Raw genomic sequence first — 11,189 nt, 5'->3', positions numbered from 1 at the left:
CCGCCGCGGCCGCCCGCGCCCAGGAGGCGGCGTCGCCGCCCGCCCGGCCCAGCCGCCGGGCCGCCGCCGACTCGGGGGCGAGGAGGACCAGCACCCCGTCCTCGACGCCCCGGACGATCGAGTGCGCGACGTTCGCGGGGATCACCGCGGAACGGCACGCCAGCCGGGTCCCGTGCGCGTCGCCCAGCACCAGTTCCCCGGCGTTCGCGACGAGGATCTGCACGGCGTGGTGGGCGTGCTCGGCGGCCGGTGCGATCGCCCCCGCGTAGTGCAGCCGCCCCGGTCGCAGCGTCGCCGCTCCCCGCCACTCCATCCCGTCCCCCCGTCAGGTCAGCAGGACCGCGGCGCCGTTGACGCGCCCCTCGGCCAGGTCGGTGAGGGCGCGGTCGGCCTCGTCCAGGCCGTAGGGCACCGTGGCGATCCGCAACGGCAGGCGGCCCGCCAGGCGCAGGAACTCCCGCGCGTCCGCGCGGGTGTTGGCCGTGACCGACCGGATCTGGCGCTCCTGGAACAGGTGCCGCCGGTAGTTCAGCGCGGGGACGTCGGTCAGGTGGATCCCGGCGATGGCGAGCGTCCCGCCCCGGTCGAGGCGTTCCAGCGCGGCCGGGACCAGCGCGCCCGCCGGGGCGAACACGATCGCCGCGTCCAGCGCCCCCGGCCCCTCGTCGAGGGAGCCGCCCGCCCACGCGGCCCCCAGTCCCAGCGCCAGCTCGCGGGCGGCGGCGACCTCCCCGACGACCTCGTGCCCCGGCGTCACGCCCGGCAGGTGGACGGGCAGATCGCCCTCCGCGACGTGCAGGTCGGTCCGGCACACCCCGCACGCCCGCACCCGGACCAGCAGCTCGCCGGGTCCGGGGTCCGGCACGTCGCGTCCGACGGGCACGACCGGGCCGGTGGCGATCGGCCCCGGCGACCGGACGCTCCAAGCCTTCATGCCCCCACGGTAGGCCAGGGCGGCGGATCAGGCGGCGCGGGCCGCGGGCCGGGCCCGCAGGGAGGCGACGGCGGCCTCCGGGTCGTCGGCGTAGAACCGCACCGACCGCACCTCGGCGGTCCCGCCGAACGGACGCACCACCGTCACCGGCCCGGCCAGCTCGACCAGGACGTTGGTCTGGGAGCCCACCACCACGCCGAGCCGGTCGCCGTCGACCTCGACCGGCGGCCCGTCCTCGTCGAAGTTGCGCACCCGCCGCACCGAGGCGATCAGCTCGCGGGGGATCCGCGCGTCGAAGTACACCCCGTACCGCACCCGCAGCTCGCGTTCGGTGACCACGTGCGGCCGGGTGACGCCGCCCGCGATGGACGCCAGCACGAACACCACCGAGTAGATCCCGAGCACCAGGAAGAGCCAGCGCAGCCCGGCCGGCGCGCCCAGCCCCCGCAGCAGGAACTCCAGCACGGCCGCCTCCACGGCCATCGCGAACAGCCACATCAGCAGCATCGGGTTCTGGCCGCCCGCGTAGGGGACGGCGACGGCCCCCGGCGGCACCCCGTCGCGGCGCCGCGCGGCCCACTGCCCGAGGGAGACCATGCCGTGCAGGTCGAACATCATCAGACGGCTCACCTTCGGCGGCACCAGCCGGTCGCGCACGGCCCGCGCCGCCGCCCGCCGGCCCGGCCCCCGCCTCCGTTCGGCCCGGTACAGCCGGGACACCACCGCCGCCTCTAGCGCCAGCGCCGTGACGACGACCGCCTCGGCGGCGACGACCACCGGCCCCGGCAGCGGCACCCCCGACACCAGCAGGATCCCGAGCAGCAGCTCGGCGGGGATCACGGCGTACAGCACGGCCCGCGCGGCTCCCAGCATCACCGCTCCTCCTTCAGGATCGTCACCAGCAGCCGGAAGACCTCCGTCTGCGCGGGCGTCATCTCGTCGGCCAGCGCCTCCAGCCAGTGCCCGTGCTCGGGGTGGCTCCCGTCGGGCAGGTGCTCGACCATGGCCTCCGTCATCTCCGGCGGCAGGTGGTCGGCCATGTCGCGGGCCAGGGCCGCGACGCGCGGATCGCCGCGCTCGGCGTGGGCGATCTCGTCGAGCCGGGTGTACAGCTCGTGCCCGCGCGCCAGCGCCTCCGGCTCCATCAGCGGCCGCAGCATCGCGGTCATCCGCTCCTGGTCCTCCGGCCCGGTCCCCGCGTAGGCCAGCGTCAGCATCTCGCGGTCGAGCCGGGCGAACCGGGAGTCGTCGCCGCCGGACAGCCCGCGCAGCACCTCGGCGATGTCGGGCGAGACCGTCGAGTCGGGGTGCAGCTCGTCCTCGGCCAGCAGCGCCGCCAGCCGCGCCCGCCGGGTCGCCAGCACCTCCTGCTGCCGCGCCAGGTCGGCGTCCAGCCCCATCAGGATCTCCCGCAGGTCCCGGTCGCCCTGGTCGGCCAGCACGTCGCGGACCTCGTCCAGCGACAGCCCCAGCTCGACCAGCCGCCGGATCCGGGCCAGCACGAACGCGTCCCTCAGCCGGTACTCGCGGTAGCCGTTGGCGCGCCGCTCCGGCTCCGGGAGGAGCCCCAGGTGGTGGTAGTGCCGCACGGTCCGGGTGGACACCCCGGCCAGGCCGGCCAGTTCGCCGATTCGCATGCCCCCATTAGAAACGTTGCCGTCGCGTCAAGGTCAACGCGATCTCCCGGGGTCCGGAGCCGTCGGAGACGCCCACGTCGTCGAGCATCACCCGGCTCAGCCGGATCAGCTCCTTCTGCGGGTCGAAGATCCCCGGCGCGTCGGTCCCGGCGTCGCTGTGCGGTCGCTCCAGCCGGTCCTGCGCCCGGCACGCGATCTCGGTGGCGCGGGCGTCGCCGCCGTGGGGGAGCCGCCGCACCTGCGCCGCCAGCAGCCGCAGCTGCCGGGCGTAGGCGCGGGCGAACGGCCCCTCGAACGGCTCGGCCCGGCGCACCGTGCCGGCCATCGACCGGACGTAGGCCAGCCCGCGTTCCAGCACCGCCATCTGCCGGGGCGCCCGCCAGTCGCCCTGCCAGGACGGGTGCGTCCCGTCGCGGCGGGCGCGCAGCGCGGCCCGGGGGTTGCCGCGCAGGCTGTCGGAGGCGCGGTCGCACGTCCGCCGGGCCCGGTCGACGCTGCGCACCAGCCGCCGCTCGCGCCGTTCCCACCCCTCCCACTCGTCGGGGTCGATCACGGCGCCGGCCAGGTGGCACAGCGCCCCGACCATCTCGTCGCGGGCCTCGGCCAGGGCGTACTCGGCGCGCCGCAGGTGCAGCGGCGGGAACACCAGGAGGTTCACCGCCAGCCCGACGGCCAGTCCCACCGCGACGTCCCCGAGCCGGGGCCCCGCGTAGGACAGCCCGTCGTGGCCGCCCATCAGCAGGGTGAACAGGGAGATGAACGGGATCTGCGTCCCCTGCTCGCCGAGCCGCCACCAGCTCGACAGCGCCAGCGACAGCGTCAGCACGAGCGCCAGCCCGACCGGCCCGGGGCCGAGGAGCATCCCCACCGGCACCGCCAGCGCCACCGCCAGCACGAAGCTCCCGGCGTAGGACAGGCTCTCCCGCAGCGACCGCTCCACGGTGGGGTACACCCCGAGCAGGGCCGCCAGCGGCGCGTAGTACGGCTGCGGATGGCCCAGCAGGTGGTGGCCGGCCAGCCACGCCAGCACGCCCGCCAGCACGGCCTTGACGATCACATGGACCCGTTCGGGCCACCGCCGCCGCGGGTTGTTCCACTCCCGGACCAGCCACGACGGCACCGGTCGTCTCCATGGTCCTCGCTGATCCATCCCGGCCCCATCCCCGCCCGGCGGAACGCCATTCGGAGAGATGGATCACATACCGGGCACGGGTCGGTCGGCACGGGTCAGACCGCGTCGAGGTATCCCGCGGCCTGGAGGGCGAACAGCTCGGCGTAGCGTCCGCCCGCCGCCATCAGCTCCTCGTGCGTGCCGTGCTCGGCCACCCGGCCGTCGGCCAGGACGTAGATGTGGTCGGCCATGCGGACGGTGGCGAAACGGTGCGAGATGAGCAGCACCGTCCGCCCGGTCAGCAGCGTGCGCAGGCGTTCGAACAGCTCGTGCTCGGCGCGGGCGTCGAGGGTGGCGGTGGGCTCGTCGAGGATGACGAACGGCGCGTCCCGGAAGAACGCGCGGGCGAGCGCGACCCGCTGCCACTGCCCCCCGGACAGGTCCACGCCGCCGGAGAACTCGGGGCCGAGGAGGGTCTGGTAGCCCTGCGGCAGCGCCGCCAGGAAACGGTGGGCCCCGGCGGTCCGGGCGGCCTCCTCGACCGCCGCCCGGTCCTCGGCCCGCTCCCAGCGGCCCATCGCGACGTTGTCGGCGGCGGGCAGCAGGTAACGCAGGTAGTCCTGGAACAGCACCGCGATGGAGCGGCGCAGCTCGTCGGGGTCGGCGTCGGTGACGTCCACGCCGTCGTAGCGGATCCGCCCGGCCTGCGGCCGGTACAGCTGGGACAGCAGCTTGGCGAGCGTGGTCTTGCCCGAGCCGTTCTCGCCGACCAGCGCCACCACCTGCCCGGCGCGTATCTCCAGGTCGACGCCGCGGAGCGCGGGGCGGTCCGCCGACGGGTAGGTGAAGGCGAGACCCTCCACCGTGAGCCTGCGGAACGGCGGCGGCGCCGGGACCGCCGCGGCCGGCGGCGCGGTGGGACGCAGGAAGCGCCGCAGGTCCTCGACGAACGGGGCCGCCTCGAAGAGCTGGTCGGTGCCCGCCGCGGCGGTCCGCAGCCGCGACGCCAGCAGCAGCACGGCGGTGACGGCGGCGCCCGCGTCGGCGACCGGCAGCCGCCCGGCCGCCGTGAGCGCGACCACCGGGCCGAGCACCGCCGCCAGCGCCGTACCGCTGACGAACCGGGCCGCCAGCGTGATCCGCAGCCGCCGGTGCGCGGTGCCGCGGATCTCGGCGAGGCGTTCGTCGGTGCGGCGGTCCCAGCGGCCCCGCAGGTACGGGGCGAGCCCGAACGCCCGGATCTCCACGGCCGAGCGCCGGTTGGTGAGGATCTCCAGCAGGTAGCTGCGCTCGCGTTCGGCCGGGGTGAGCCGGAACAGCGTGTCGAACAGGAGCTGCCCGCTCCGCAGCCCCGCCAGCCACAGCGGGACGCCCGCCAGCAGCGTGGCGGGGACGAGCAGCGGCTCGATCGTCAGCAGCGCGAGCGCGACGCCCGCGGTGCCCATCAGCGCGTTGCTCAGCGCGCCGAGCCCCTGGACGAGCTGGTGGGGGCGGATCCGCGCGCTCATCGAGGCGCGTTCGAGCCGGTTGTGGAACTCGGGCCGCTCGAACCGCTCCAGGTCGGCCGCGCAGGCGACGTCCAGGATGCGTCCCATGGCGTGCCGGTTGATCAGCTCGCTGAGCACGTCGTCGCGGGAGGCCGCGACCGCGGTGGCCAGGCCGATGACGCCGAGCAGCCCGAGCACGACCGCCCCGGGCACCAGCACGCTCCGCGCCTCCGCGCCGTTCCCGGCCGCCAGGATCCGGTTCAGCAGCTCGTGCCCGCCCAGGATGGGCAGCACCAGGCCGAGCCCCGCCACCGCCTGCAAGACGGTGACCAGCAGGAACTCCCGGCGGGCCGCCGCCAGCACGAGCCGCACGGCCGACCCGACCAGCGACGGCAGCCGCCGCAGCTCGATCCGGGGCGGCTCGGTCAGCTCGGCGGCGGTGACCGGCGCGGACGCGGGGTCGTCCATCTAGTAGCCGACCTGCCGCACCTCGCCGCGCCGGAGGGGTCCCCCCTCCGCCAGCAGGTCGGCGATGCGGTCGGTCATCGGCAGGCCGAGGTCGTTCTGCATCCACATGAACTGGCCGTTCGTGTTGACCTCCAGGAAGACGTGCTCGCCCTCGGGGGTGACGATGAAGTCCACGGCGGCGTAGACGAGCCCGAGCCCGTCCAGCAGCTCCCGCGTCTGCTCGACGACCCGGTCCGGAAGCGGCCGGTAGTCGCCGTAACGGACCTCCGGCTCGGCCCGCCAGTCGACGCGCGTCCGGTCGTCGGACTGCGAGTCGATCGTCACCGGGAAATAGGTGTCGCCGATGACGGTGAGCCGCACCTCGTAGGCCTTCTCGACGTACTCCTGGAACTGGCAGACGGTGTGCCGCACCCGCTCGACGTGCTCGAGGGTCTCCGCGCCGACGACGGTGGTGAACAGCCCCGACGGGGACGCGCCCGGGTGGTGGACCACGCCGCCGCTCAGCGACTTGTGGACGAGCCGGTGCTCGCCCCGGTCCAGCAGCCAGGCGACCTCGTCGGGGTCGTTGGTCAGCAGGGTCCGCGGCACCCGCATCCCGGCCTTCCGGGCGAGGGTGAGCTGGTACGGCTTCAGGTCGGCGACCGCGTCCAGGTCCGGGCGGTTGATCCACAGGCAGTCGGTGGACCGGAGGATCCCGCCGACGCCGATCAGCGCCTCGTTCCGGGCGAACTCCCGCTCGGCCTCGGTCATCTCCTCGCCGAAGTCGAACGAGGTGGGCCGCCGGTACCAGACCCCGGACAGCGCGTCGAGGTCCAGCTCGCGGTCGATCCGGCCGTCGCGGTGCCGCAGCCGCCGGTGGCCGCCGTCGAAGTCGGAGGCGGTGAGGGTCAGCCGCCTCGGGAAGTAACCGAGGTCGATCCGGACGACCCGTGCCCCCCGCTCGTCCAGGCTCCGCACCACCGGATCGACGGTGGGGTCGAAGTCCTGGGTGAGGATCAGGACCTGGCTCCGCTCCCGGGCCATGCGTCAGGCGCGGACGTCGTCGGGAAGGCGGGCGGGCGGGGGACGCAGGAGGACGACGTTCATGGGCGTGCCCTTCTCGTGCGAGAGGTGCGTCAGCGGGCGACCGGTCCTGCCGAAGATCGCCGATCGACCTCGCGATCACCGTGACATAGATCATCTTCGCCGAACAAGCCGCCGTTTTGGCCGCATCCGGCCGCTCCGCTCCCTTGTGCTCGCGTGGGGACGCACTCCTCTGTCGCACCCAATAATGATGGTTTACTCTCAAGTAACAGTAACTATCAGAATTTTGGCAACGGAGGTGGTCCCCCCATGGGCGACATCGAGGGCCTGCACCATGTCGGACACGTCGTCCACGACATGGACACGGCGACGGAGCGGTACCGCAGGCTCGGCTTCACCGTGTCCCCGCCCGCCTACCCCGTCCTTCCGGGAGAGGGGCCGTGCGGGGTGGCCAACGCCCACGTGTACTTCCCCCGCGACTTCGTCGAGCTGGTGGCCGTGATCGACCCCGGCCGCACGCCGGCCGGGGCCCGCCCGCTCCCGCTCCGGGTGCCGGACGGGAAGCTGCCGGGCCTGGCGGCCGTCATCCGCGCCACCACCGACAACATCGCGTCGTTCCTGCGGCGCTTCCAGGGCCTCCACATCGCGATCGCCGACACCCCGGACATCGACGCCGTCGCCGCGCGCCTGACCGCGGCCGGCGTGCCCCACGGCGGCGTGCACGCCGTCCGGCGCCCGGTCGAGACCGCCACGGGGACGACGATGGAGCCCGCCCGCTACCTGGAGATCTCCGCCCCCGGCCTGCCTCCCGGGCGCGTGCCGGAGGGCAGGATCGGGTTCGCCGAGAACGCCCCGGTCGAGGACCCGCGGGGCACCGACCACCCCAACGGCGCGACCGGCCTGGTCGATTGCGTGCTCTGCGTCGCCGACCGGGAGCTGCCCGAGGTGAGGGAGCGCTACGGCGTCTACCTCGGCGAGCCGCGGGCGGGCCGCGCGGACGTCACCCTCGTGGCCGCGTCCGCGCTCGGCGACCTGCTCCCCGGCGAACGCCCGGCCGCCCTGCCGGCGTTCGTCGCCTACACGGTGGCGGTGCGCGACATCACCGCCACCGAACGGCTCCTCCGCGACAACGACGTCCCGACCGCCCGGACCGGCGCGGGGGAGGTGTTCGTGCCGTCCGCCGCCGCCCTGGGCGCCGCGATCGTCTTCCGCCAGGAGCCCTGAGGCTCAGGGACGGACCGCGACCTTGATCGCCTGCCGGGTGTCCATGGCCCGGTAGGCGTGGGCGACGTCGCGCAGGGGAACCTCGGCCGAGAGCACCGGCGACGGGTCGAACCGCCCGGCGAGGACCTCCTTCAGCAGGGGCTCCAGGTAGCGGCGGACCGGCGCCACCCCGGCGTGCAGGGCGATGTTCCGGCGGAACAGCCGGTAGAGGTCCACGCCGTCCACGCCGTTGGGGACGCCGACCGAGCCGATGACGCCGCCGGGCCGGACCAGGTCCAGCGCGAGGTCCAGCGCGGACTGGGTGCCCGCGCACTCGACGACGCAGCGGACGCCGCCCCCGGTCTCCTCCCGGACGAACGCCGCGGTCGCGGGGTCGCCGGCGTCCAGGACGTCGGTCGCGCCCATGCGCCGGGCCAGGCCGGCGCGGCCGGGGTGGCGGCCGACCAGGACGATCCGCTCGGCCCCGGCCCGGCGGGCCGCGAGGGCGGCGCAGAGCCCGACGGCGCCGTCCCCGATCACCACGACCGTCGACCCCGGCCGGACGTCGGCCAGGACGGTGGCGTGGACGCCGGTCGCCATCACGTCGGTCAGCGGGAGGAGCCGCCGGAGGAGCCCGTCGTCCGCGCCCCCGGGCACCGGCACGAGGGTGGCGTCGGCGAACGGGACGCGCACGGCCTCGGCCTGCCCGCCGTCGTTGCGCCCGCCCCAGAAGCCCCCGTCGGGGCACGAGGTGAACAGCCCGTCGCGGCACGGCCCGCAGGCGCCGTCGGCGAAGGCGAACGGCGCGAGGACGAGGTCGCCCGGGCGCAGGCGCCGAACGTCCGCGCCGGTCTCCTCCACGACCCCGATCCACTCGTGGCCCATGCGGTCGCCCGGCGTGAACGGCTCCCGCCCCCGGAACGGCCACAGGTCGGACCCGCACACGGCGGCGAGGACCACCCTCACCAGGGCGTCGCCCGGCCGTTCGATCACCGGGTCGGGGACGTCGGCGAGACGGACCTGCCCGACCGCCTCCAGAACAGTGGCTCTCACGGACGATCACAGTAGGCTGCGACCACCCGTCCGCCCATGGCACAACGACGGGATATCGCCGCCGGAACCGACGGTTGGAAGGTGATGCCGCGTGTCCGTCTCCGGATCGTCGATCGTGGACGCGGTGGATCTGGCGATCCTCCGCGAGCTGTCCCGCGACGCCCGCGTCAGCCTCGCCGAGCTGGGGCGCCGCGTCTCGCTCAGCCGCCCCGCCGTCGCCGAGCGGGTGCGGCGCCTGGAGGACTCCGGGGTGATCCGGGGCTACGGCACCCACCTCGACCTCGCCCGGCTGGGGCTGGGCCTGCGGGCGCACGTCTCGCTCCGCCCGCGCCACCGCTCGGTCGGGAGCGCGCGGGACCTGCGGGACCGGCTGCTGGCGATGGGGAACGTGCTGTCGTGCGTCCACGTCACGGGGGAGAACTGCTACGAGCTGGCGATCGCCGTCCGCGACGCCCCGCACCTGGAGCAGGTCATCGAACGCCTCGCCGAGCTGGGCGACACCACCACCGGCGTGGTGCTCTCCGAGCCCGTGCACGTCCGCGACGTGGACGTCACGGCATGGCTCCTCGACCCCGCCGACGGCCCGGCCGCCTAGCGGGCCCGCGGCAGACGTCCGGCCCGTCTCCGTCGGGCGGCACCAGGTCGGCCTCCACCAGCAGCACGCGCGCGTGAGAACTCTGTGGTCAGAACGGACTTCGAGGGCGTGGCGCTCGGTGCCGGACCGGCTCTGGAACTCGAATTTGCCCGATCGGGACCCACCGTCCGCGCGTGCCCTGTTGCCGAAGACCACGCCGGAACGCATGAATACAGAGAGTAGTCGTGGCGGCCGCCCACGAGGTCGGGCCGCCGCGTCGACCTTCCGCATCTCTGCCGGCCCAGCACGATGGGAACCTCCATATGCGCGTCACCCGACGCTCACAGCAACGCGCCGCCACCGCTTCCCTGGTCTCGGCGGCCACACTGTTCGCCCTTCCGGCGGCCGCCACGGCGGCCGCGCCCGCCGACGGAGCGCCGACCCCACCGCGACTGAAGGTGTCCAAGCGGGTGTCGGACCGCACGCCGCTGCCGGGTCAACGGATCACCTACACCGTCGTCATCCGCAACGTCGGCCTCGTGCCGGCCTACAACGTGCGGCTGACCGACCGCCTGCCCGAGGGGGTCTCGGCCACGTCCGCGCGGGCGCGGGGCTGCCGGGCGGCCCGGACCGTGGTGCGGTGCCGGTGGGCCCACCTGCGGTACCGCGGCTCGATGACCGTCGCGATCGCCGCGGTCGTGGACAAGAAGGCCCGCCCCGGGAAACGGCTGACCAACACCGCCGTCCTCAGCTACGGGGGACGCACCGCGAAGTCGCGCGCGTCGTTCGTGGTGGCGCGGCCCAAGCCGGTCAAGCCGCAGAAGGCGGTGGCCACCCGGGCCAAGGAGCGCGACGAGGCCGCGGTCACCAAGGCGGAGGCCACGCCCAAGACCCGCCACGTCACCCAGCCCCACCGCCCGCAGCCCGCCAGGCGCACGGAACCGGCCAACACGCCCACGCCCAAGCCCACGCCGACGTCCAAGCCGACGTCCAAGCCCACGCCCAAGCCCAAGCCGACGCCCAAGCCCACACCCACGTCCAAGCCCGCCCCGGTCGACCCGGCGCCGTCGCCGTGCCCGCCCGGGATGACCCGGGCCCAGCAGCCGGACGGCGCCTGCGCGCCGGTCCAGGGCCTGCCCCGCACCGGCGCGTCGGTCAACTGGCTCGTCGTCCTGTCGCTGCTGGTCCTGGGGGCCGGCAGCGTGATCGTCGTCGGTTCGCACGTCCGCTCGTCGCGGTCCCGCCACTGACGGCCGCGCGCTACCGCACGACCGCTGACGGCCGCCCCCGCCACGGGGCGGCCGTCACCAGGTGACCGTCAGCTCGTGGACCCCGTAGATCACCGCGTCGTACGTGGAGGGGACGCCGGACAGCCCGGCGGCCGCCCAGGCAGTGGCGGGTGCTCACCCCGAACGCCTGGTGGCGGGTGTCGCGGACCCGGGCGAGCTGGTCGAGGTGCCGGAGCAGCAGGAGCACGCCCATGGCGGCGGCCTCGTGGCGGGTCAGCCTGCCGACCCGGACTCGGTCGACCATCCGTTCCACGGCCGGGCGCATCGTCGCCACGCGCCGGGCGGTGAAGGCGCCGTTGACCATGCGGCGCAGCCGGGCGTGCTCGGGATCGTCCACCCCCCGAAGCCCAGGTCGGCCGCGCTCCCGTTCCGCACAGGTGTGGACGATCAGGAGGCGGGCCATGGGACCG

The 11,189-nt window shown here is 75.0% G+C and carries 11 protein-coding genes and 1 pseudogene; 3 read left to right on the top strand and 9 right to left on the bottom strand.

The window, feature by feature from the left end:
• The 7 genes and pseudogenes from AKI01S_RS36905 to AKI01S_RS36875 all read right to left on the bottom strand — a co-directional run.
• Window positions 1–313 (bottom strand): annotated as a pseudogene (locus tag AKI01S_RS36905) (AraC family transcriptional regulator); the annotation flags it as partial.
• A gap of 12 nt (window positions 314–325) precedes the next feature.
• Window positions 326–934, bottom strand: a complete 609-nt coding sequence (locus AKI01S_RS36900) for an alcohol dehydrogenase catalytic domain-containing protein (protein WP_067828804.1) — start codon at window positions 932–934, stop codon at window positions 326–328.
• Between the two features lie 27 nt (window positions 935–961).
• Window positions 962–1,807 carry a YdbT family protein gene (locus AKI01S_RS36895; RefSeq protein ID WP_067828802.1) on the bottom strand — a complete coding sequence of 282 codons (846 nt, stop codon included), beginning with the start codon at window positions 1,805–1,807 and terminating at the stop codon, window positions 962–964.
• Entirely contained in the window at window positions 1,807–2,571 is a 765-nt protein-coding gene (locus AKI01S_RS36890) for a MerR family transcriptional regulator (RefSeq protein WP_067828800.1), read from the bottom strand. The genes AKI01S_RS36895 and AKI01S_RS36890 overlap by 1 nt, the downstream gene beginning before the upstream one ends.
• Window positions 2,572–2,578: 7 nt before the next feature.
• On the bottom strand, window positions 2,579–3,691 hold the full coding sequence (locus tag AKI01S_RS36885) for an FUSC family protein (protein ID WP_067828798.1): 1,113 nt from the start codon (window positions 3,689–3,691) through the stop codon (window positions 2,579–2,581).
• A gap of 107 nt (window positions 3,692–3,798) precedes the next feature.
• On the bottom strand, window positions 3,799–5,637 hold the full coding sequence (locus AKI01S_RS36880; protein WP_067828795.1) for an ABC transporter ATP-binding protein: 1,839 nt from the start codon (window positions 5,635–5,637) through the stop codon (window positions 3,799–3,801).
• Entirely contained in the window at window positions 5,638–6,660 is a 1,023-nt protein-coding gene (locus AKI01S_RS36875; RefSeq protein WP_067828792.1) for an MvdC/MvdD family ATP grasp protein, read from the bottom strand.
• A gap of 309 nt (window positions 6,661–6,969) precedes the next feature.
• Here AKI01S_RS36875 and AKI01S_RS36870 point away from each other — a divergent pair, with 309 nt between their 5' ends.
• Window positions 6,970–7,884: a VOC family protein gene (locus AKI01S_RS36870; RefSeq protein WP_067828789.1), complete on the top strand. Its 915-nt coding sequence runs from the start codon at window positions 6,970–6,972 to the stop codon at window positions 7,882–7,884.
• Window positions 7,885–7,887: 3 nt separating this feature from the next.
• Here AKI01S_RS36870 and AKI01S_RS36865 read toward each other — a convergent pair whose 3' ends face one another.
• Window positions 7,888–8,916, bottom strand: a complete 1,029-nt coding sequence (locus tag AKI01S_RS36865; RefSeq protein ID WP_067828787.1) for a zinc-binding dehydrogenase — start codon at window positions 8,914–8,916, stop codon at window positions 7,888–7,890.
• A 91-nt stretch (window positions 8,917–9,007) separates the two neighbouring features.
• Here AKI01S_RS36865 and AKI01S_RS36860 point away from each other — a divergent pair, with 91 nt between their 5' ends.
• Window positions 9,008–9,511: an Lrp/AsnC family transcriptional regulator gene (locus AKI01S_RS36860; RefSeq protein ID WP_067828784.1), complete on the top strand. Its 504-nt coding sequence runs from the start codon at window positions 9,008–9,010 to the stop codon at window positions 9,509–9,511.
• A 302-nt stretch (window positions 9,512–9,813) separates the two neighbouring features.
• Window positions 9,814–10,740: a DUF11 domain-containing protein gene (locus AKI01S_RS36855; RefSeq protein ID WP_067828781.1), complete on the top strand. Its 927-nt coding sequence runs from the start codon at window positions 9,814–9,816 to the stop codon at window positions 10,738–10,740.
• Window positions 10,741–10,750: 10 nt separating this feature from the next.
• On the opposite strand, the gene AKI01S_RS52995 is transcribed toward AKI01S_RS36855, so the two are convergent.
• Window positions 10,751–11,116, bottom strand: a complete 366-nt coding sequence (locus AKI01S_RS52995) for a hypothetical protein (RefSeq protein ID WP_067828778.1) — start codon at window positions 11,114–11,116, stop codon at window positions 10,751–10,753.
• Window positions 11,117–11,189: the final 73 nt, after the last annotated feature.

Origin of the sequence: Actinomadura kijaniata NBRC 14229, assembly GCF_001552175.1 — a bacterium.
Lineage (GTDB): Bacteria > Actinomycetota > Actinomycetes > Streptosporangiales > Streptosporangiaceae > Spirillospora > Spirillospora kijaniata.
Note: the sequence above shows the minus strand (reverse complement) of the source record. Positions and strands in the feature narration are given on the sequence as shown.